Source organism: Falsiroseomonas tokyonensis, from assembly GCF_019024325.1.
Classification (GTDB): domain Bacteria; phylum Pseudomonadota; class Alphaproteobacteria; order Acetobacterales; family Acetobacteraceae; genus Falsiroseomonas; species Falsiroseomonas tokyonensis.
This window is the reverse complement of sequence record NZ_JAFNJS010000008.1, coordinates 1-20,652: the sequence shown is the minus strand read 5'-3', so window position 1 is coordinate 20,652 and position 20,652 is coordinate 1. Positions and strand designations below refer to the sequence as shown.

General features: G+C 69.5%; 21 protein-coding genes and 1 tRNA gene. 7 read left to right on the top strand and 15 right to left on the bottom strand.

What is annotated here, in order from left to right; genetic code table 11:
• Positions 1-71: 71 nt before the first annotated feature.
• The 5 genes from carB to carA are packed head-to-tail and all read right to left on the bottom strand — an operon-like array spanning position 72 to position 6,235.
• Positions 72-3,317 (bottom strand): carbamoyl-phosphate synthase large subunit, encoded by a 3,246-nt coding sequence (gene carB, locus J3S20_RS22900; protein WP_216838928.1) that lies wholly within the window; start codon positions 3,315-3,317, stop codon positions 72-74.
• A 2-nt stretch (positions 3,318-3,319) separates the two neighbouring features.
• Positions 3,320-3,586: a hypothetical protein gene (locus J3S20_RS22895; RefSeq protein WP_216838926.1), complete on the bottom strand. Its 267-nt coding sequence runs from the start codon at positions 3,584-3,586 to the stop codon at positions 3,320-3,322.
• Complete coding sequence (locus tag J3S20_RS22890; RefSeq protein ID WP_216838924.1) at positions 3,583-4,218, bottom strand: LysE family translocator; 636 nt, start codon at positions 4,216-4,218, stop codon at positions 3,583-3,585. The genes J3S20_RS22895 and J3S20_RS22890 overlap by 4 nt, the downstream gene beginning before the upstream one ends.
• A gap of 1 nt (position 4,219) precedes the next feature.
• Positions 4,220-4,849 carry a LysE family translocator gene (locus J3S20_RS22885; RefSeq protein ID WP_216838923.1) on the bottom strand — a complete coding sequence of 210 codons (630 nt, stop codon included), beginning with the start codon at positions 4,847-4,849 and terminating at the stop codon, positions 4,220-4,222.
• A 3-nt stretch (positions 4,850-4,852) separates the two neighbouring features.
• Positions 4,853-6,235: a glutamine-hydrolyzing carbamoyl-phosphate synthase small subunit gene (carA, locus tag J3S20_RS22880; RefSeq protein ID WP_216838921.1), complete on the bottom strand. Its 1,383-nt coding sequence runs from the start codon at positions 6,233-6,235 to the stop codon at positions 4,853-4,855.
• A 108-nt stretch (positions 6,236-6,343) separates the two neighbouring features.
• On the opposite strand from carA, the gene J3S20_RS22875 reads away from it, so the two are divergent.
• On the top strand, positions 6,344-6,808 hold the full coding sequence (locus tag J3S20_RS22875; RefSeq protein ID WP_216838919.1) for a GatB/YqeY domain-containing protein: 465 nt from the start codon (positions 6,344-6,346) through the stop codon (positions 6,806-6,808).
• A 6-nt stretch (positions 6,809-6,814) separates the two neighbouring features.
• Here J3S20_RS22875 and J3S20_RS22870 read toward each other — a convergent pair whose 3' ends face one another.
• Entirely contained in the window at positions 6,815-7,711 is an 897-nt protein-coding gene (locus J3S20_RS22870) for a cation transporter (protein WP_216838916.1), read from the bottom strand.
• A gap of 122 nt (positions 7,712-7,833) precedes the next feature.
• A complete protein-coding gene (locus J3S20_RS22865) occupies positions 7,834-9,237 on the bottom strand; it encodes a pentapeptide repeat-containing protein (RefSeq protein ID WP_216838914.1) in 1,404 nt (467 codons plus the stop codon).
• A gap of 89 nt (positions 9,238-9,326) precedes the next feature.
• Between J3S20_RS22865 and dnaG the strand changes: the two genes are divergently transcribed.
• The 3 genes from dnaG to J3S20_RS22850 all read left to right on the top strand — a co-directional run bounded on the left by dnaG (position 9,327) and on the right by J3S20_RS22850 (position 13,806).
• Positions 9,327-11,162, top strand: a complete 1,836-nt coding sequence (gene dnaG, locus J3S20_RS22860) for a DNA primase (RefSeq protein WP_216838912.1) — start codon at positions 9,327-9,329, stop codon at positions 11,160-11,162.
• A 127-nt stretch (positions 11,163-11,289) separates the two neighbouring features.
• Entirely contained in the window at positions 11,290-13,212 is a 1,923-nt protein-coding gene (gene rpoD, locus J3S20_RS22855; RefSeq protein ID WP_216838911.1) for an RNA polymerase sigma factor RpoD, read from the top strand.
• 3 nt (positions 13,213-13,215) lie between these two features.
• Positions 13,216-13,806, top strand: a complete 591-nt coding sequence (locus tag J3S20_RS22850; protein WP_216838909.1) for a GNAT family N-acetyltransferase — start codon at positions 13,216-13,218, stop codon at positions 13,804-13,806.
• Here J3S20_RS22850 and J3S20_RS22845 read toward each other — a convergent pair.
• From J3S20_RS22845 to J3S20_RS22835, 3 genes are read right to left on the bottom strand one after another with little or no spacing between them, the layout of a single operon-like run.
• Positions 13,727-14,215 (bottom strand): YeeE/YedE family protein, encoded by a 489-nt coding sequence (locus tag J3S20_RS22845; RefSeq protein ID WP_216838907.1) that lies wholly within the window; start codon positions 14,213-14,215, stop codon positions 13,727-13,729. The two genes, J3S20_RS22850 and J3S20_RS22845, sit on opposite strands and share 80 nt — an antisense overlap.
• A complete protein-coding gene (locus J3S20_RS22840; RefSeq protein ID WP_216838905.1) occupies positions 14,212-14,634 on the bottom strand; it encodes a YeeE/YedE family protein in 423 nt (140 codons plus the stop codon). Before J3S20_RS22840 ends, J3S20_RS22845 begins: the two co-directional genes overlap by 4 nt.
• On the bottom strand, positions 14,634-14,846 hold the full coding sequence (locus J3S20_RS22835) for a YgaP family membrane protein (protein ID WP_216838903.1): 213 nt from the start codon (positions 14,844-14,846) through the stop codon (positions 14,634-14,636). Before J3S20_RS22835 ends, J3S20_RS22840 begins: the two co-directional genes overlap by 1 nt.
• 63 nt (positions 14,847-14,909) lie before the next feature.
• On the opposite strand from J3S20_RS22835, the gene J3S20_RS22830 reads away from it, so the two are divergent.
• Positions 14,910-15,269, top strand: a complete 360-nt coding sequence (locus J3S20_RS22830; RefSeq protein WP_216838901.1) for an ArsR/SmtB family transcription factor — start codon at positions 14,910-14,912, stop codon at positions 15,267-15,269.
• Positions 15,270-15,273: 4 nt separating this feature from the next.
• Positions 15,274-15,984: an SDR family oxidoreductase gene (locus J3S20_RS22825; protein ID WP_216838899.1), complete on the top strand. Its 711-nt coding sequence runs from the start codon at positions 15,274-15,276 to the stop codon at positions 15,982-15,984.
• A gap of 44 nt (positions 15,985-16,028) precedes the next feature.
• Here the strand turns inward: J3S20_RS22825 and J3S20_RS22820 are convergent, their stop codons facing one another.
• Entirely contained in the window at positions 16,029-16,769 is a 741-nt protein-coding gene (locus J3S20_RS22820; protein ID WP_216838897.1) for a winged helix-turn-helix transcriptional regulator, read from the bottom strand.
• 190 nt (positions 16,770-16,959) lie between these two features.
• On the opposite strand from J3S20_RS22820, the gene J3S20_RS22815 reads away from it, so the two are divergent.
• Positions 16,960-17,655 (top strand): winged helix-turn-helix domain-containing protein, encoded by a 696-nt coding sequence (locus J3S20_RS22815; protein WP_216838896.1) that lies wholly within the window; start codon positions 16,960-16,962, stop codon positions 17,653-17,655.
• A 68-nt stretch (positions 17,656-17,723) separates the two neighbouring features.
• On the opposite strand, the gene J3S20_RS22810 is transcribed toward J3S20_RS22815, so the two are convergent.
• The 4 genes from J3S20_RS22810 to J3S20_RS22795 all read right to left on the bottom strand — a co-directional run.
• A complete protein-coding gene (locus J3S20_RS22810) occupies positions 17,724-18,491 on the bottom strand; it encodes a VOC family protein (RefSeq protein WP_216838895.1) in 768 nt (255 codons plus the stop codon).
• Positions 18,488-18,850: a DUF1428 domain-containing protein gene (locus J3S20_RS22805; protein WP_216838893.1), complete on the bottom strand. Its 363-nt coding sequence runs from the start codon at positions 18,848-18,850 to the stop codon at positions 18,488-18,490. The genes J3S20_RS22810 and J3S20_RS22805 overlap by 4 nt, the downstream gene beginning before the upstream one ends.
• A gap of 110 nt (positions 18,851-18,960) precedes the next feature.
• Positions 18,961-19,035 (bottom strand) — tRNA-Gly (locus J3S20_RS22800).
• A gap of 1,295 nt (positions 19,036-20,330) precedes the next feature.
• The coding region (locus tag J3S20_RS22795) for a hypothetical protein (RefSeq protein WP_216838891.1) at positions 20,331-20,652 on the bottom strand (322 nt) is incomplete at its 5' end.

The window sequence follows — 20,652 nt, the reverse complement described above, 5'->3', positions numbered from 1 at the left end:
TATGCAAGCAGATCGCGGGGCGCGCTGAAACAGGCGAGGCGGGGAAGGGGTGCTGCCCCTTCCCCGCCCGCTCAGAATGAGCCCTTAAAATAGGCCTGCAGCGGCGTTACATCAAGGGTTCCGCCCTTCAAGGCCGCGATGGCGTGAACCGCGGCGCGGGCGCCTGCCAGCGTCGTGTAGTGCGGAACGCCGTGCGTCAGCGCGCTGCGGCGGATGTCGAAGCTGTCGGAGACCGATTGCCCGCCGCTGGCGGTGTTGATCACCAGCTGGATGGCGTCCGACTTGATCGCATCCACGCAATGCGGCCGGCCTTCTGCAACCTTGTTGACCACAGCGCAATCCAGCCCGACCTCGCGCAGCCGGGCCGCGGTGCCGCGGGTGGCGAGGATCTTGAAGCCCATCTCGATCAGCCGGCGGGCGAGGGTGACGGCGCCGGCCTTGTCGCTGTCCTTCACCGAGAGAAAGGCCGTGCCGGATTCCGGCAGCTTCACGCCCGCGCCCATCTGCGACTTGAGGAAGGCCTTCTCGAAGGACAGGTCGAGGCCCATCACCTCCCCGGTGGATTTCATCTCCGGGCCCAGGATGACGTCCACATTGGGGAAGCGGTTGAAGGGGAAGACCGCTTCCTTCACCGCGACGTGGCGGGACACCGCCGTATCGTCCAGCCCGAATTCGCGCAGATGCGCGCCGGCCATGACCCGGGCGCCGATCTTGGCGACCGCAATGCCGGTGGCCTTGGCGACGAAGGGCACGGTGCGGCTGGCGCGGGGGTTCACCTCGAGGACGAAGATCTCGCCGTCCTTGACCGCGTATTGCACGTTCATCAGGCCCTTCACCTTCAGGGCCTTGGCCATGGCTTCGGTTTCCGCCTTCAGCTCCGTGATGATGGCGGGCGGCAGGGAATAGGGGGGCAGGGAGCAGGCGCTGTCGCCGGAATGGATGCCGGCTTCCTCGATATGCTCCATGACGCCGGCGACATAGACGTCGCCGGTCTCGTCGGCGATGCAGTCGACATCGACCTCGATGGCATCCGCCAGGTACTGGTCGATCAGGATCGGATTCTCGCCCGAGACCTTCACGGCTTCCGCGCCGAAGCGGCGGAGCTGTTCCTTGCTATGGGCTATCTCCATGGCGCGGCCGCCCAGCACATAGGAGGGGCGCACGACGACCGGGTAGCCGATCCGCTCGGCTTCCACGAGCGCCTCGTCCAGGTCGCGCGCGATGCCGTTCTGCGGCTGCTTCAGGCCCAGCGACTTCAGCAGCAGCTGGAAGCGCTCGCGATCCTCGGCAATGTCGATGGCTTCCGCGCTGGTGCCGAGGATGGGGATGCCCGCCTTGTGCAGCGCCTGCGACAGCTTCAGCGGCGTCTGGCCGCCATACTGCACGATGCAGCCCAGTAGCTCGCCGGATTCCTGTTCCTTGCGGCAGATCGCCAGCACGTCCTCGGCCGTCAGCGGTTCGAAATACAGGCGGTCGGAGGTGTCGTAGTCGGTGGAGACGGTCTCCGGGTTGCAGTTGACCATGATGGTCTCGTAGCCCGCATCGCGCAGCGCGTAGCAGGCATGGACGCAGCAATAGTCGAATTCGATGCCCTGGCCGATCCGGTTCGGACCGCCGCCGAGGATGATGATCTTCTTCCGGTCCGTCGGGCGGGATTCGCAGGTGGGGGCGCCAAAGCCGCCCTCATAGGTCGAGTACATATAGGGCGTGTCGGAGGCGAATTCGGCGGCGCAGGTGTCGATGCGCTTGAAGACGGCATGCACGCCCAGCGCATCGCGCGCGGCAAAAACCTGCGCTTCGGTCTTGCCCGTCAGCTTGGCGAGCCGCGTGTCCGCGAAGCCGAGCGCCTTCAGCGCGCGAAAGCCGTCCGCGGTCTTGGGCAGGCCCTCGGCCTTCACCTTCGTCTCGGCGTCCACGATCTTGGCGATCTCGCGGATGAACCAGGGGTCGAAGCGGCAGGCCTCGTGGATGTCCTCGACGGACATGCCGGCGCGCAGCGCCTGCGCCACGACCAGCGCCCGGTCCGGCTTCGGCGTGGCGAGCGAGGTGCGGATGGCGGCGTGGCTGCCATCGCCCGGCACCTCGATCTCATCAAGCCCCGTGAAACCCGTCTCCAGCCCGCGCAGGCCCTTCTGCAAAGCCTCAGCAAAGGAACGCCCGATCGCCATGGTCTCGCCGACCGACTTCATGCTGGTCGTCAGCGTCGCCGGCGTGCCCGGGAATTTTTCGAAGGTGAAGCGCGGGATCTTCACCACGACATAGTCGATCGTCGGCTCAAAGCTCGCCGGCGTCACCATGGTGATGTCGTTCTTGAGCTCGTCCAGCGTGTAGCCCACGGCCAGCTTCGCGGCGATCTTGGCGATGGGGAAGCCGGTGGCCTTCGACGCCAGCGCGGAAGACCGCGAGACGCGCGGATTCATCTCGATGACCACCATGCGGCCATCGACGGGGTTGATGCCGAACTGCACGTTGGAGCCACCGGTATCGACGCCGATCTCCCGCAAACACGCGATGCTGGCATCGCGCATCCGCTGGTATTCCTTGTCGGTCAGCGTCAGCGCCGGGGCGATGGTGACGCTGTCGCCGGTATGCACGCCCATCGGGTCCAGGTTCTCGATGGAGCAGATGATGATGCAGTTGTCCGCGCTGTCGCGGACCACCTCCATCTCGAACTCCTTCCAGCCCAGTACGCTTTCCTCGACGAGGACTTCGGTCGTCATCGAGGCCGAAAGGCCGGCGGCCACGATCTGCTCGAATTCCTCGCGGTTATAGGCGATGCCGCCGCCGGTGCCGCCAAGGGTGAAGCTCGGGCGGATGACGCAGGGCAGGCCCACCAGATCCAGCCCTGCGCGCGCTTCCTCCATGGAATGGGCGATGGCGGAGCGCGGGCTCTCGATGCCGATCTTGCTCATGGCATCGCGGAACTTCAGGCGATCCTCGGCCTTGTCGATCACCTCCGCCTTGGCGCCGATCAGCTCGCAGCCGTATTTTTTCAGCACACCCGCGGCATCCAGCTTCAGCGCGGTGTTCAGCGCGGTCTGGCCGCCCATGGTGGGCAGCAGCGCATCCGGCCGCTCCTTGGCGATGATTTTTTCCACCATCTCGACCGTGATCGGCTCGATGTAGGTGGCATCCGCCAGGCCCGGATCGGTCATGATCGTGGCGGGGTTGGAGTTCACCAGGATCACCCGGAAACCTTCGGAGCGCAGCGCCTTGCAGGCCTGGGCGCCGGAATAGTCGAATTCGCAGGCCTGGCCGATGACGATCGGGCCGGCGCCGATGATGAGGATGGACTTGATATCGGTGCGCTTCGGCATGGTCAGGCTCCGGTCGAAGGGGTTTGCTTCCGCGCGCTCAGCAGCAGCAGCGGCAGGATCAGCAGATGGGGGATGCCCCAGAAATACAGGGCGGTGGGCGCTTCCTCCGCCAACATCAGCGTCGTCGCGCCATGCACGAGGACGGAAAGCAGGAAGGCCGCGACCGCCGCGCGCATCGGCGACATCAGCCGGCGCAGCGAGGAGGCGACGGTGAAGAGCACCAGGCCCGAATAGGCCAGCGCAAACAGCGCGACGGCGAAGGGGATCATGCGGCGCGGCTTTCCGTCGCCAGCTTCACCGCCAGCAGCGCCAGCGCACCGCCCAGCACCCAGCGCTGCACCGCCATCCAGGTGGGATTCGCGCCCAGGAAACGCGCGGCGCCGGCCGCGCCCCAGACCAGCACCGCATCCCAGGCGGTGCAGATGGCGATCTGCACGAAGCCGAGGATGGCGGCCTGGGCAAACAGATTTCCCCGAGCTGGATCCAGGAAGGGCGGCAGCACCGCCATGTAGAACAGCGCCACCTTCGGGTTCAGCGCGGCGGTGGCAAACCCCACCCAGAACAGCCGCGCCCGCGGCTCCCGCGGCATCGGCCGCGCCGCGAAGATCGGCTGCCCACCGGGTCGCACGCTCTGCCAGGCGAGGTAGAGCAGGTAGATGGCACCACCGATTCGCAGAATGTCCCAGGCATAGGGAATAGCGAGCAGCGCGGCGGTGATGCCGGCTGCGGCGCAGACCATGATGGTGAAGGAGCCGAACTGGCAGCCGACCAGCGAGACCATGCCCGCGCCTGTGCCCTGCGCGAGCGAACGCGAGATCAGGTACAGCATGTTCGGCCCGGGCGTGACCGCAAGGCCAAGCGAGAGGGCCGCGAAGATCAGCAGCGTGTCGAGGGAAGGCATGTCAGCGCCGCCCGTCGAGGGCCAGCCGCAGCGCCAGCCCGGCGAGGACCGTCGCCATCAGCCAGCGCTGCACCCGCTGCCAGACCGGCCGCGTGCCGAGAAAGGCCGCGACGGACCCCGCCGCCAGCACGATCATCGCATTCACGCTGATGCTGACCGCGATCTGCGTGGCGCCCAGCAGCACGGATTGCGCGAAGACATGCCCCGCAGCAGGGTCGATGAATTGCGGCAGCAGCGACAGGTAGAGCACCGCGATCTTCGGATTCAACAGATTGGTCAGGAAGCCCATGGCGAACAGCCGCGCCGGGCTGTCCGGCGCCAGGGCCTGCGGCGCGAAGGGCGTGCCCGGCGCGCGCACCGCCTGCCAGGCGAGGAACAGCAGATAGGCCGCGCCCCCCAGCCGCAGCGCGTCATAGGCAAAGGGCACCGCCATCACGATGGCGGTGATGCCGAGCGCCGCGCAGAGCAGATAGAAGACGAAGCCCAGCGCCACCCCGGCCAGCGAGACGAAGCCCGCCACGCGGCCCTGCAGGATGCTGCGGCTGATCAGGTAGATCATGTTCGGGCCCGGCGTCAGCACCATGCCGAGCGCGATTGCCGCGAAGGCCAGCAGGGTGGCGGGCGCGACCATGGCTCAGCCCTTCGCCGTCTCGATCATGCCGACAAAGCGCTTGAACAGGTGGTGGCTGTCGGTCGGGCCCGGGCTCGCCTCCGGATGGTATTGCACCGAGAAGGCCGGCTTCGTGCTGCTGGCGATGCCCTCGTTCGATCCGTCGAACAGGCTGCGATGCGTCACCGTCACGCCCTCGGGCAGGCTGGCATCGTCCACCGCAAAACCGTGGTTCTGCGAGGTGATCTCCACCTTGCCCGTGGCGAGTTCCTTGACCGGCTGGTTCGCGCCGCGATGGCCCCGATCCAGCTTGTAGGTTTTTGCGCCAAGGGCCAGCGCCAGCAACTGGTGGCCGAGGCAGATGCCGAAGACGGGCAGGCCGGTCTCCAGCACGCCGCGGATTGCCGGCACGGCGTAGGCGCCCGTCGCCGCGGGGTCGCCCGGACCATTGGAGAGAAAAACGCCGTCCGGCTTGTGCGACAGAATATCCTCGGCGGTGGCCGTCGCCGGCACCACCGTCACGGCGCAGCCGGCGGCGGCCAGGCAGCGCAGGATATTGCGCTTGGCGCCGTAGTCCACGGCCACGACTTTCACCTTCGGCGCCGTCTGGCTGCCAAAACCCTGGCCCCAGGCCCATTCGGTCTCGTCCCAGCTATAGGACTGGCGGGTCGAGACCTCCTTGGCCAGGTCCATCCCCTCCAGCCCCGGCCAGGCCTTGGCCTGGGCGACGAGCGCCGGGATGTCGAAGCGGCCATCGGCCGGGTGGGCCAGCACACCATTCGGCGCGCCGCCGTCGCGGATGCGGATGGTGAGCGCGCGGGTATCGATGCCGGCGATGCCCGGCACGCCATGCGACTTCAGCCAGTCATCCAGGTGCCGCGTGGCGCGGTAGTTCGCGGGCTCCGTCAGGTCCTGCTTCACGATCAGGCCCCGCGCGGCCGGCGTCACCGCCTCGATATCCTCGGGGTTGGCGCCGACATTGCCGATATGCGGGAAGGTGAAGCAGATGGTCTGCCCGGCATAGGAGGGGTCGGTCAGCACCTCCTGGTAGCCGGTCATGGAGGTGTTGAAGCAGATCTCCGCCACCGTCGTGGCCTGGGCGCCGAAGCCGCGGCCCCAGAAGACGCTGCCATCGGCCAGCACCAGGGCGGCAGTCGCGCCGGCAGGAGGGGTATCGGTCTGGCTCACGGGGCGGTTCTCCGGATGCGGGGCGGGGCGGGGGGTGCTATCCGCTTGCGGCAGGTCAGTCAGGGCGAGGCCGGTGGCGGCCAGGATGGCGGACCAGTGCTTCGTGGGGATGGCGCGCGCCTGGCGCCACTTCCGCACGGCCTCGGTGCCGATGCCGAGGCGCTGGGCCGCGGCCTCCGGCCCACCCATCAGGGCGATGATCTCTTCGACAGTTCGCATGGCCGGATAATGTGGGAAATTTCCTCCCAGGGGAAGGGCGATCGTCCCACGGGAAGATTTTTCCCAAGGGCCACGCCATGCTACACCCTGGTCACAAGGAGAATCCCGATGGCCGACGACCTGCGCACCCGTTTCACCGCCGAGCTGAAGACCGCGATGCTGGCCAAGGACGCCGCGCGCACCTCCGGCTTGCGGATGATCACCGCCAAGCTGAAGGACGCCGATATCGCCGCCCGCCCCTCCGGCGTGGACAAGATCCCGGACGACCAGATCATCGCCATGCTGCGCGGCATGGCAAAATCCCGCGCCGAGGCCGCCGCGCTCTACCGCCAGGGCAACCGCCCGGAGCTGGCGGAGAAGGAGGAGGCGGAGATCGCCATCATCGAGAGCTTCCTGCCGCAGCAGATGGATGAGGCCGCGATGCAGCAGGCGGTGCGCGATGCGGTGGCCGAGACAGGCGCGCAGAACGTCAAGGACATGGGCAAGGTAATGGCCGCGCTGCGCGCGAAGCACGCCGCCAGCCTCGACATGGCCAAGGCCGGCCCGCTGGTGAAGGCGGCCCTCGGCGGTTAGGCCGGCTCAGGGCGCGGCGACCGGCACCACCACCACCTCCGCACCCGGGATCAGCGCCTCCAGCTCCCGCGCCATTTCCTGTGCCACCGCCGCCACCTCGCCGAAGGGGCGCCCGGGGGCGAAGCCGAGCGCGATCTCGATATGGGCGCGGCCGCCGGATTGCCGGGACCGCACCCGCTCCAGCGTCTCATAGCGGTGGAAGTGGCTGCCGAGGCTGCGGTTGATCGCCTGCTGCAGCCGTTCCTCCAGCGCGCGGTCCAGCAGGTCCGGCAGCGCCTGGCGCAGCATGGCGGCGCCGATGAGGGCCATCACCGCCACCACCGTCAGCCCGCCGGCGAGATTGGCAATCCAGGCCGCCCGCGTACCCGGCCAGGCCGCGCCGACCGCGACCGCCGCCAGCACCAGCGCGGAGATGGCGAGCTTGCCCAGCCGCGCCTGCACCTGGCCGGTCATCAGCAGCGAGGTGCCGTCCCGCGCCGCGCGCCACAGGCCGAGCAAGGCAAGGCCGTTCACCACCACGTTCAGCGCCGTTAGCACGGTTGCCGCCAGCAGCCAGGGCCCGCTGGCGGCGGGCGAGGGTCCGGTCAGGTAGGCGCCCAGGGTGCGCGTCACCACCCAGGCCGCGCCCAGCAGCATCAGCAGGCCCATCAGGAGGTTGGCGAAGCGCTCCAGCTTGCCGCTGCCATAGTCATAGGCTTGCAGATGCCCGCGATGCACCCGGCGCATCATCGCCAGGATCCCCCAGCCGAGGGTGAGCTGGATGCTGGCGCGCAGCGTCTCGGCCAGCATCGGAAGGGAGGCGGCGCCAAGGGACGCCACGGAATAGGCGAGCAGCATGACCGTATCGGCCGCCAGGCTCAGTCCGAGCGACCATTCGCGCCGGCGCGAGTCCGCGCTGATCATTTCATCTTCTGATTATATGCAATATTCAATCACAGGCTGAGGATCGCGGATCGCCGGCCGCAAGGCAACAGCTCATTCCAGGCCGCAGCCACCATAGCCCGACGCCTCGGGCGGATCGGCGCCTAGACCTCGTCCCGCCCCGGCAGGATCAGCCCCTCCGCCCCCACCAGCCGGGCGCCGCGCAGATCGGCCTGGCGCAGATCGGCCATGGTCATGGTCGCATCCGTCAGATCGGCCTGGACCAGCCCGGCCTCCCGCAGATCGGCCTGGGTCAGGTCGGCATCCGCCATGCGGGCTGCGGAGAGATTGGCGCCGACCAGCTTCGCCCGCACCATCCGCGCATTGCTGAAATTGGTCGGCCAGCTCTGGCCGCTTTTCAGCAGCATCGGCCCGGCCTCCACCCGGCTGCAATCGGCCTCGTTCAGCGAGGCCCGCACCAGGCTGGCGCCGCGCAGCACGGCGCCCGAAAGCTTGGCGCCGCGCAGATCCGCCATGAAAAGATCCGCCATGGCCAGCACCGTGCCGGTCAGGTCGCAGCCGCGCATCACCGCATGCTTCAGCACCGCCGCCGCCAGGTTCACGCCGGCCAGGTTCAGGCCGGAAAGGTCGCAGGCCGAGAGGTCCGCGCGCTCCCCCTCCCGCCCATTGCTGCGGATCCAGTCCTGGTGAAGGCGCAGCGCGGCGCCCACCGCGCCGTCCAGGTTCTCCAGCTTGCGCGTCATCTCCGCGCCCTCCAGCTTCGCGCTGCTGAGGTCCACCTCGTCCAGCAGCGCGCCCAGCAGATTGGCGCCGCTGAGATTGGTGGCGCGCAGCACCGCGCGGGTCAGGATCGCGCCTTCCAGCACCGCGCCGGTCAGGTTCGCCTCGGACAGGTCGGCACCTTCCAGGTTGCAGCCGCTGAGATCGGTGCAGCTGAGGTCGGCGCGGATGAAGACCGCCTCGCGCAGGTTGGAATCGCGCAGGTCGGTCTGCACGATGAAGGCGTTGGAGAGTTTCGCGCGGGTCAGGTTGGCGTTCGCGGCGCTGGCCTCGGCCAGGTCGCCATGGCCCTCCGTCGTCCCGGCCGGCACCAGCTCCCCGTTCCTGGCGCGGACCAGGTGGCCGTCGCGCAGGTCGGCGCCGGTCAGGTTGGCGCGAATCATCGACGCGCCGCGCAGGGATGCGCCGCGCAGATCCACCTGCTGCAGCTGCGCCCGGCTCAGATCGGCGCGGCGGAGATTGGCGCCGAAGAGGCAGGCATCGCGCAGATCGGCCTCCGCCAGGTCGGCGCCTTCCAGCCGCGCGCCCGTCAGGTCCGCGCCGGCCAGCTGCGCGCCGCGCAGGCTGGCATGGCCGAGGTCGGTGAACTTGAAGGAGGCGCGGCGCCCATCCTTGGCGCCCTTCAGGTGGAGCTGGTGCGCCGCCAGCATCTCCGCCAGCTCGGCCGCGGGCATCGGCTTGTAGTCGATGGCCAGGGCATCGCGCCAGCTCGTCCCTTGGCTGTCGGGGCGGCGGGCGGCCAGGGAAGGATTGGGGGAACGCGTCACCGCCCCCATGCTGGGCGGCAAAGCCTGAAGATTTCGCTACGCCAGCCTGTTCCCCTGACCCCTGCCCGGGATGCTAAGGAGCGCGCTCAATGGCCCTTCCTCCCAATTTCCTCGAGGAGCTGCGCGCAAGGACCCCGCTGGCACCGCTGATCCAGCGGAAGACGCGGCTGACCAAGTCCGGCCGGAACTGGAAGGGGTGCTGCCCCTTCCATGGGGAAAAGACGCCCTCCTTCTACGTCTATGACGACCATTTCCACTGCTTCGGCTGCGGCGCGCATGGCGATGCCATCAGCTTCGTCATGCGGGCGGAGGGGCAGGGCTTCCCGGAGGCGGTGGAGCGCCTGGCCGCCGAGGCCGGGATGCGGATTCCCCAGGCCACGCCGGAGGCCGCGGCGCGCGAACGCCGGGCGCGCGACCTGTATGGCGTGCTGGAGGCCGCGGAGGCCGCCTTCCGGCGCCGCCTGCGCCTGCCGGAGGGCGAGGCGGCGCTGGCCTATCTGAAGCGCCGGGGACTGACGGAGGAGACCATCGCCGCCTTCGGCCTCGGCTGGTCCGGCAGCGGCCGCGGCGTGCTGGCGGCCGAGCTGAAGGCGGAGGGCATCACCCCGGCCCAGCTCGCCGAGGCCGGGCTGATGCGCGAACGCGAGGATGGCGAGGGGTATTCGGACCTCTACTTCAACCGCGTGATCTTCCCGATCCGCGACCGGCGCGGCCGCGTGATCTCCTTCGGCGGGCGGATCCTGGGGGATGGCCAGCCGAAATACGTGAACGGGCCGGAGACGAGCCTGTTTTCCAAGCGCCGCAACCTCTATGGCCTGGACCTGGCGCGGGAAGGCGCCTTCCGCGGCGCCCCGGTGGTGGTGGTGGAAGGCTACATGGATGTCATCGCCCTGCACCAGGCGGGCTTCGCCGGCGCCGTGGCACCGCTCGGCACCGCGCTGACGCCGGAGCAGATGGAGGAGCTCTGGCGGCTGACGCCGGAACCGGTGCTCTGCTTCGATGGCGATGCCGCCGGTGGCCGCGCCGCGGCCCGGGCGGCGGAGGCGGCGCTGCCCCTGCTGACCACGGAGCGCAGCCTGAAGCTGGCCACCCTGCCGCAGGGGGAGGATCCGGATACGCTAGTGGCGCGCCGCGGCCCCGCCGGCTTCACCGCCGTGCTGGACGGCGCCCGGCAACTGTCCGAGGCGCTGTATGCGCTGCTGACCGAAGGCCGCCCCGCCGCCACGCCGGAACAGCGCGCCGGGCTGCGCAACCGGCTGGCGGAGGCCGCGAATGCCATCCCGGACAAGTCGCTGGCGGCGGAGTATCGCCGCGCCCTGCTGGACCGCTTCTTTGCCAGCACCCGCGCCGCCCCCGGCGGGCGCGGCGGGCCGCCCGGCCGCAAGCCGCAGGCGCCGCCGCGCAACCGCCCCGCCATCACGGCGGCGCGCACCCGCGGCGCCCAGGCGGCGGCGCTGCTGGCCATCACGCTCCGCCATCCCTGGCTGCTGGCGGAGGTGGAGGAATGCTTCGCCGCGATCGATCCGGATGACGCCCGCCTGGCCGAATGCCACGCGGCGATGCTGGCCTGGCTGGAAGGCGGCCACGAACTTGACTCAACCCGCCTGATGGACCAACTCGCCGGCAGAGGCTTGGCGGAGCTGGCAACCGGGCTGCTGCGGGATCCGGGCCTGCCGGAGGCCGCCGGTGCGGAGGCTCAGCCGAAGGATGTGCTGGATGGCTGGTGGCACTTCTATGGCCTGCTGCGGGGCGAGGCGGCGCTGTTGGAGGATCTGGCCATCGCGCAACGGGATTGGGTGACGGCGACCGATCCGGTGGCGCAGGCCCGGGTGCAGCAGCGGCTGATCCGGCTGAAGCAGGCGCTGGCGGCGCAACGCCGCGGCGAGGCGGAGGAGGCGGCCCTGCCGGCCGGCTCGCTTGGTTGAGCGGTTGGGCGGATGACCCGGTGGGCCGGTGAGATGGCGCGGTGGCGCCGAAGTGGCGAATTCGCGCGGGCAGGGCGGGGGCAAGAGCCCACCCTGCCAGGGCGCCTTTGACGGAGCGGGAAAAGGCATGGCGAGCAAGGCCGCGAATGGCGCCGACACGGCAGAAGGACGCGACGAGGCGGTGGAAGGCGTGCTGCTGGACACCCTGACCGCCGCGGTCAAGAAGCTGATCGCCCGTGGCAAGGAACGCGGCTACGTCACCTATGACGACCTGAATGCCGCACTGCCCTCCGAACAGGTCTCCTCCGAGCTGATCGAGGATACGATGGCGACGCTCAATGAGCTCGGCATCAATGTCGTCGAATCCGAGGAAAGCGAGGATGGCGAGGGCGCCGCGGAAAAGCCCGCCGCCAAGGCCGATGAGGAGGAGAAGGACGACGAGGAAGGCGGCGGCAATGTCGACGAGGCCAATCTCGGCCGCACCGACGACCCGGTCCGCATGTATCTCCGCGAGATGGGCAGCGTGGAGCTGCTGTCCCGCGAGGGCGAGATCGCCATCGCCAAGCGCATCGAGGCCGGCCGCGACATGATGATCGGCGGGCTCTGCGAAAGCCCGCTGACCTTCAAGGCCATCGTCGCCTGGCACGACGCGGTCAAGGAAGGCCGCATGCTGCTGCGCGACGTGATCGACCTGGAGGCGACCGCCGGCGCCAACACCCCCGAGGGCACGCCGCCGCCCGAGGAGGAATACGAGGAAGGCGACGAGGCCGCGGAAGGCGTCGGCCTGTCCCTCTCGGCGCTCGAGGAAAAGCTGAAGCCTGAGGCGCTGGCCGCCTTCGAGCAGATCGAGAGCCTGTTCGGCAAGCTGCAGAAACTCGCCTCCAAGCGGATGGATGCCTACACCTCGGGCGGGGAGACGTCCCAGCGCTCCGAGAAGACCTATGAGAAGCAGCGCCAGGAGCTGGTGGCGCTGGTGGAGAAGGTGCATCTCCACAACAACCGCATCGAGGAGCTGGTCGACCAGCTCAAGGGCCTGAACCGCCGCCAGACGACTCTCGAAGGCCAGGTGCTGAGGCTGGCCGAGGCCCAGAAGGTCAAGCGCGAGGAATTCCTGGAACAGTGGCGCGGCAGCGAGCTGGACCCGGCCTGGTTCGAACGCATCAGCAAGCTGCAGACGCGCGGCTGGAAGACCTTCGTCGCGCGTTCGAAGGACGAGGCGGAGGCGATCCGCGCGGAGATCGCCCGCGTTGCCGCCGATACCGGCCTGCCGGTGCCGGATTTCCGCCGGGTCTACCAGACCGTCTCGCGCGGCGAGCGCGACATGACGCAGGCGAAGAAGGAGATGATCGAGGCGAACCTGCGCCTCGTGATCTCCATCGCCAAGAAATACACCAATCGCGGCCTGCAATTCCTGGACCTGATCCAGGAGGGCAACATCGGCCTGATGAAGGCGGTCGATAAGTTCGAATACCGCCGCGGCTACAAGTTCTCGACCTATGCGACGTGGTGGATCCGGCAGGCCATCACGCGCTCCATCGCGGACCAGGCGCGGACCATCCGCATCCCCGTGCATATGATCGAGACGATCAACAAGCTGGTCCGCACCTCCCGCCAGATGCTGCACGAGATCGGGCGCGAACCGACGCCGGAGGAATTGGCGGAAAAACTCGGCATGCCGCTGGAGAAGGTCCGCAAGGTCCTGAAGATCGCCAAGGAGCCGATCAGCCTCGAGACGCCGATCGGCGACGAGGAGGACAGCCACCTCGGCGATTTCATCGAGGACAAGAACGCCATCATCCCGCTGGATGCGGCGATCCAGTCCAACCTGCGCGAGGCCACGACCCGGGTGCTGTCCAGCCTGACGCCGCGCGAGGAACGCGTGCTGCGTATGCGCTTCGGCATCGGCATGAACACCGACCATACGCTGGAGGAAGTGGGCCAGCAGTTCAACGTGACGCGCGAGCGCATCCGCCAGATCGAGGCGAAGGCGCTGCGCAAGCTGAAGCACCCCAGCCGCAGCCGCAAGCTGCGCAGCTTCCTGGACAACTGAGCCATGGCGACGGCGGCGCGCACCGGCCTCCGCGAACCGGTGCAGCGGATCGAGGTGGATGTCACCTTCCTGCGCATGGATGCGCCGCCCGCCACCACGAAACCGGATTTCCCGCCCGGCGCCGGCGTGGCGCGGCTGGCCGCCTGTTCCGTGCCCTTCTATCGCTACCTCTATGACACGGTCGGCCGCGACTATGTCTGGTGGCTGCGCCGCACCGTGCCGGATGCGGAGATCGCGGCGCTGCTGGCGCGGCCCGAGATCAGCATGCATGTGCTGTATCAGGGCGGCGAGCCGGCGGGCTTCTACGAGCTGGAGCGCCGCAGCGCCGACCAGGGCATGAACCTCGCCTATTTCGGGCTGATGCCGCATGCCATCGGCCGCGGCGCCGGCCGCGCCCTGCTGCGACATGCGATCGACACCGCCTGGGCGGAGCGGCCGCGGCTGCTGACGGTGAATACCTGCACCGCCGACCATCCGCGCGCCCTGCCCAACTACCTGGAGGCGGGTTTTCGGATCACGCGGGTGGTGCGGGAGCTGTGGCCGGTGCCGCTGCGCCTCGGCCTGCCGATTCCGGACCGGCTGAAGGCCGGCTGAGTCGTCGCGCAACGGCCATGCCAGCCAGCATGGCGAGGGTGAAGAGGATAGCGGGCCAGCCGCCGGTGCCGAGGGCGGTCAGCGCCGGGCCGGGGCAGAAGCCGGCCAGGCCCCAGCCGATGCCGAAGATCGCGGGCCCCAGGACCACACGGCGATCAATGGCGGTGGCGGTCGGCAGGTGGAAGCGCTCCGCCAGAAGCGGCCTCGGCCGGCGCAGCACCAAGCGGTAGCCGAGGAAGGTGACGGCGACGGCACCCGCCAGCACGAAGGCCAGGCTGGGGTCCCAGCCGCCGCTGGGGATCGCGGCGATGTCCAGGAAGTTCAGCACCTTGGCCGGGTTCGACATGCCGGCGATGACCAGGCCCAGGCCGAAGACCAGCCCGATGGCGAAGTGCAGCAGGATGGTCATGCGTGGCGCATCAGGAAGACGGTGGCGATGGCGGTGGCCATGAAGACCAGCACCGCCACCAGCGACCGCGGCGAAAGGCGCGCCAGGCCGCAGACGCCATGGCCGGAGGTGCAGCCATGGCCCCAGACCGCGCCGAACCCCACCAGCAGCCCGGCGACCACCAGCAGCGCCGGCCCGGCCGCGATCTGCGGCGCCGGCACCGTGCCGGTGGCCAGCCCGAGCGCGAAGGGCGCCACGACCAGCCCCAGGACGAAGGCCAGCCGCGCGGCGAGGCCGGGCCGCTCGAAGGGCGGCAGCAGCCGCGCCACGATGCCGCTGATCCCGGCGATGCGCCCGGAGACCGCCATCAGAAGCACCGCCGAAAGCCCGATCAGCGCGCCGCCGGCCAGTGAGGCCCAGGGGGTGAAGATGGTCGCCATCAGCGCCGCGCGCAGGTCTGGATGCCCAGCAGCCGATAGGCCGGGCAGAAGCGGAAGGCGGCGGTGGCGATCAGCACCAGGCCGACCGCGGCAATGGCGTAGCGCCAGGCGCCGAGGCCAGCGAAGCTGCCCGCCGCCAGGAAGGGCGAAAGCAGCAGGACCAGGCCAAGGATGAGGCGGATGGCGCGATCGACCGAACCGACGTTGTGCATGGGACTGCTCCCTGGGGTAGAGGGTGCTTTGATTAATACCTTCGAATGTGCGAATATGTCAATATGAAAGCGGAAACCGACCCGGCGGCCCTGGCCGCCCTGGAGGCCAAGGCCGAGGAGGCGGCGCGGATGCTGGCGGCGCTGGCCCATGCCAAGCGGCTGATGGCGATGTGCCACCTGCTGGAGGGGGAGAAGCCGGTCGGCCAGCTCGCCGCGCTGGTCGGCCTGTCCCCCACCGCCCTGTCGCAGCACCTGGCGCGGATGCGCGACCTGCGCCTGGTGGAGACGCGGCGGGATGGCCAAGCCATTCACTACCGCCTGGCCAGCCCCGAAGTCGCCGCGGTGCTGGAGACGTTGTACCGGCTGTACTGCGCGCCCGCGGATCCCGAGGCCCCGGCGCCCGTTGCAGCGGGCGGAGGGTGATCGCATGACGGAAGCGAAGAAGGTGGCGCTGGTGACCGGCGCCGCGCGCGGCATCGGCCGGGCCGTGGCGGCGCGCCTGGCGCGGGATGGCTGGCGTGTGGTGGCGGCGGACCGGGAGCCGCCGGCGGAGCCCCTGGACGGCGTGCGCTTCACCCAGGCCGATGTGGCGGAGGAAGCCGCCGTCGCCGCGCTGGTGCAGGAGATCCGGGCGCAAGAGGGCCGGCTGGACGGGCTGGTCTCCAATGCCGGCTTCATGATCCGCAAGCCGATTTCCAGGCTGACCCTGGCCGAATGGAATGCGGTACTCGCCACCAACCTGACCGCGACCTTCCTGCTGCTGCGCGCGGCGGAGGACCTTCTGCGCGCGGGGCGCGGCGCGGTGGTGACCATGGCCTCCACCCGCGCGCATCAGTCGGAGCCCGAGACCGAAAGCTACGCGGCCTCCAAGGGCGGGCTGCTGGCGCTGACCCATGCGCTGGCCATCAGCCTGGGGCCTGATGTGCGGGTGAACTGCGTCAGCCCCGGCTGGATCGACACAGGCAGCGAGGCGCTGCGGCCGGAGGACCATGCCCAGCACCCGGCCGGGCGGGTCGGAAAGGTGGAGGATGTGGCGGCGCTGGTCGCCTGGCTGCTGGGGCCGGAGGCCGGCTTCGTCACCGGCGCGGAATTCGTCACCGATGGCGGCATGACGCGGAAGATGATCTACGCGGAGTAGCGGCCCAGCCGCTGAGCGGATTAGCGTCCCATCCGCGGAGCGGACTAGTGACCCAGCCGCGGCGCCTGCCAGGCCGGGGGTGTGCGAGAAGCCGGGGCCTCGGCGCGGTAGCCCACGCCCCAGACGGTGTGGATGATGTCATCCGCCCCGCACTCCGCCAGCTTGCGGCGCAGCCGGCAGACGATCACGCGCAGCACGGCGCTGTTTGCCGCCGCCGGGCCATCCTGCAGCGTCTTCGTGATCCTTTCCCGGGGCAGCACCGCGCCGCGGGCGGAGATCAGCAATTCGAGCAGCGCGCGTTCCAGCGGCGTCGCCTCCACCGGCTGGCCATCCACCGCCAGCCTGCCGGTGGCACGGTCCAGCACCACATTGCCGCAGCGCAGCAGGCCGGAGGGCCGCAGGCGGCTGCGGCGCTGGATGGCGGCCAGGCGCGTGACCAGCGCCGGCACGGGAACCTGCCGGGGCAGCAGCGCATCGGCGCCCAGGTTGAAGGCCTCGACCTCGGCCTCCGGCCCCGCGCTGGCCAGCAGGAGGATGGGCAGGGCGCAGCCTGCCTCGCGCAGGCCCTGCAGCAGCGGCAGGGCCTGGCCCCGGAAGGCGGCGCAGTCGATCAGCACGCCATCGGCCTCTCCGGCCTCGCGGGCGGCCTGCTGGCCGGCGCGGAGGGAAGCGGCCTCCTCGCCGCCCGGGGCGGGCAGCAGCCGCGCGGCGATGCCGGCGGCCTCCAGCCCGGCCCAGACCTCGTTCTGCGCGGCGGCCCGGTCGGCGATGATCAGAAGCTGCATGATCGGTCCCCCGCCTTGCGCGCACCAAAGACGGAGCAGGCTAGCGGGCGGGCCTGGGGGCGGGTTGTAGGAACTCGTAAGGTTCCGTCAGCGGGAGGCGGAGGCTTTGGCCGGACCGCCTACGAAAGCTGACTGGTCCACGTCACCCCATGTCAGGACAATGCCCTTCCATCCGGAAGGTGGATTGCCGATGCGCGTGCTGGTCCTCGCCTCCACCCCCGCCTCGGGCCAGCGCCTCGCGGCCGCGCTGCTGCGGGCGGGGCTGCGGGTGGAGCTGGCGCGGCTGGCCGATGATCCGGCCGACGCGGCGCGGCGCGGCGGGCCCTTCGATGCGGTGCTGGCCGAGGCCGGCCGCGTGACGCCCGCCCTGCAGCAGGGCCTGCGCGGCATCGCCCGCCTGCGCCTGGGCCTGCCGCTGGTGCTGCTGCTGGGCGCCGCGACGGCAGAGGAGGAGGAGGCGGGTTTCGCCGCTGGCGCGGATGAGGTGCTGCAGGCGCCCATCCCGACCGAGGCGCTGCTGGTCCGCCTGCGCGCGCTGCAGCGGCGCATGCTCGGCCATCTCTCGGCCAGCATCACGCTCGGCAATGTCACGCTGGACCAGGCGGGCCGGCGCGTGCTGGTGCAGCGGCGCCCGCTGCCGGTCACGCCCCGCGAATACGATGTGATGGAGATGCTGTTCCTGCGGCGCGGCAGCCTGGTCACCAAGCAGGACTGCCTCGCCCGGCTCTACGGCGTGGCGGAGGGGCCGGAGAGCCGCATCCTCGATGTCTTCATCTGCAAGCTGCGCCGCAAGCTGGCCGCGGCCGGCGCCGCGCCCTGCATCCGCACCGTCTGGGGCAGCGGCTATCTGGCGGAGGACCCGCTGCCGGCGGCGCGGGCCGCCTGAGAGACCGTTTGAGAAGAGCGGACGGGTCGGTTCGGCCGCCGGCCTTCTCAAACGGTCTCTGAGCCGGTTCAGCCGGGCTTGCCGATCACGGCGAAGAGCGCGCCCTGCGGGTCGAGCCCGAAGATGACATGGTCGCCCCCCGGCACCTCGGCCGGGCCATACACGATGGTGCCGCCGCCTTCCGGCACAAGCTGCGCCGCCTCACCGATCCGCGCCACGCGGAAGACGAAGGCCCAGTGCGGCGGCGCCGCGTCCTGCCGCGGCATGATGGCGCCGAAGGGGCGGCCCTGCAGTTCCATCAGCTGGTAGGCGCCGGAGGGGCCCATGGGCAGCGCCTCGCCCCGCTTCCAGCCGAAGCGGCCGGCGTAGAAGTCGATGGCGGCCTCGGCGTCGGATGTCGAGAGCTGCTGCCAGGCGCAGTGGCCGATGGCCTCCGCATCGAAGCTGACGCTGGCCCGGTCGCTGCTGCCGCGCATGACGTAGAATGGCGCGCCCCGGGGGTCCGCCACCATGGCGATGCGGCCGACGCCCCCAATGTCCCGCGCCGGCATCTGCACCGCGCCGCCCGCGGCCTGGATGTCGGCGACGGCGGCATCGACATCCTCCACCGCGACATAGCCGAGCCAGACGGGCGGCACGCCCTCCGGCGCCTGCATCAGGCCGCCGATCGCCTGGCCGCCATGGCTGAGGATGGAATAGCCGGGCACCGGCCCGCCATCGGGGCCTCCATGCGGGGCTTCCGTCCAGCCGAGGAGGCTGCCGTAGAAGCGGGCGGCGGCGGCGGGATCGGTGGTCAGCAGCTCGTACCAGATGAAGCTGCCATGGGGGTTGGTCATGGGGCCTCTCCCTGGCTGTCGAGGATGGGCAGGAAGCCGCCATGGATCATGCGGCTTCCGTCGAAGGGCATGGGCGTGTCCTTCATCCGCGCGTCCTGCATCAGCCGCTGCATCCCGGCATCGCGGATGGCGCGGGAGGGCCATTCGATCCAGGAGAGGACCACCCCCTCATCCGCCCCCGCCTGCACGGCGCGGCGAAAATCCGTGACCTCGCCGTCCGGCACGTCATCGCCCCAGCATTCCACCGCGCGCAGCGCGCCGAATTCCTGGACCAGCTGCTGGAAGAGCCGGGCATGGGCGAGATAGGCCGCGCGCTGGGTGGCGGGCACGGCGGCCACCATGCCGTCGATGTAGGACATGCGGATCTCCTTGCGATGGGGCGCTATACTTAACTCTTTGGTTAAGTATAAGGGCGCGCGGCGGAGGTCCAGGGGGTGGCGATCACGGGTGGGTGTTGGGTGGGCGAGGCTGGAGCGGGCGATGGGAATCGAACCCACGACATTCAGCTTGGGAAGCTGACGTTCTACCTCTGAACTACGCCCGCACGCAGACCCGACGATAGCCGCGCCCCGGCCCCGCTGCAAGAAGGACGGCCAGTTTCCTCGCTTTGGTGGGATTCGGGTCCCGGGCGACGCCACTATGGCCGATGGCGGCTCCGGACCAGCACATCGCCCGGATCGACCACGGCGGACTCTATTTGGACTCTGGCGGCGCCGGATGCGCGGATTGCGGCCGCAAGTTTGGGAGCCAGAGTCTGGGACGCCTGAGGGCGTAGTCCGTGACCTTGGGGACCGCAGTCGCCTCCGGCACCAGCAGCGAGCCACCTCCATGACGGCAGGTCGCGTCATCGCCGGTGGGCGTCATGGACGCTGAGGACGATCCACGCCGACTCTTGATTTCGGCCGCCGATGGGTGGCCCATTCTCGGCCATGCTCGGCGCGGCAGGGCTGCACGGCGCCTGATCTGAAATCTATGGCGGGCGGTTCATGGCTGGCCTGTTGGGCTGGACACGGCTGCTGCCGACGCGCTGGCCTATGGCCACAGCGCAAGCACCTGCGAGGTTCTGGCATCATGGCGCCGGTGACCACCCGGTTCTCGACCGTCTCCACGGAGCCAGAACCTAGTTTTCGAATCTTGGTACGCCGCCGCCAGCGCCACCGGGGTGGCGCCATCGGTAGTGCTCGATCTGCCGCTCGACAACTCGGCAATCGTCGCCGAGCGTCATGGACACTGCGCTGACGACCAGACTCAATTCTTGATTTCAGCAGCCGACAGGCGACGGGGCTCGGCCATGGTGGGCGCGACGGCGCTGCACAGGTCCTGACCGGCTGGAGCGGGCTGCTGGCGACGCGGACCGGCCTGTCCAAACGGTATCCCTCCGGCGTGGGCCGCAGGCGGTTCTGCTGGAGGCGCTTGATCGGTGCCGATGAGTTCGGCATCCGAGTGCCGGTGGCTGCGTGGTTCTCGGCGCCGCCTGTGAACCCTGCACGGCCTACACACCCTGCATTTGCGGCGCCAAGCTCCCTGTGGAACTGGAGATGGGCCGCGACGGAGTCTGGACGACCCGCCGACCATGGTCGGCCAGAACAAGACCGCTCTCGATGTAGGGTGTGACGGGTATGACCAGTCATTTTGGGTCATCCTTCGGCAGGGACATAGTTCTTAAATTTCAATCAAAGAAGAACTATACAAACCCTGCACACCCTACATGTAACAAGCGTTATCAATGACTTGCCCCGTGTAGGGTCAATGCAGGGTTCCCGTGGCAAGGGCGAACCCGTCATCGGATGAAGTCAATCGAAGACGCCTCGCCGTCACCGATCCCTGCCTGCATCCTCGCTACCTCACGAACATCATCCGCTTGGCCGCGATCAGCGCCGGGCTGGCGGTCGAGGACCCGACGATGGCGCGCAACGCGTAGAGTTGCCCGTAGCGCCGAGCCGCCTCCGCCACATCCTTCACGTCGCTTTCCCACCAGCCATCTGCATGCGGGAAGGCGACACGCCATCCGTGGACGAGAGCGGCATCGATGAGCCCCTGTCCGGCGTGATCGAGGTCCGCCATCACGATAGGCATCTGCCCTCCAGCCTTGATCTGTGACGCCTGCGACGCACTCACCGAGGCACCCAGCACCGCAACGCCGTCAATTGCCAGCGCATCG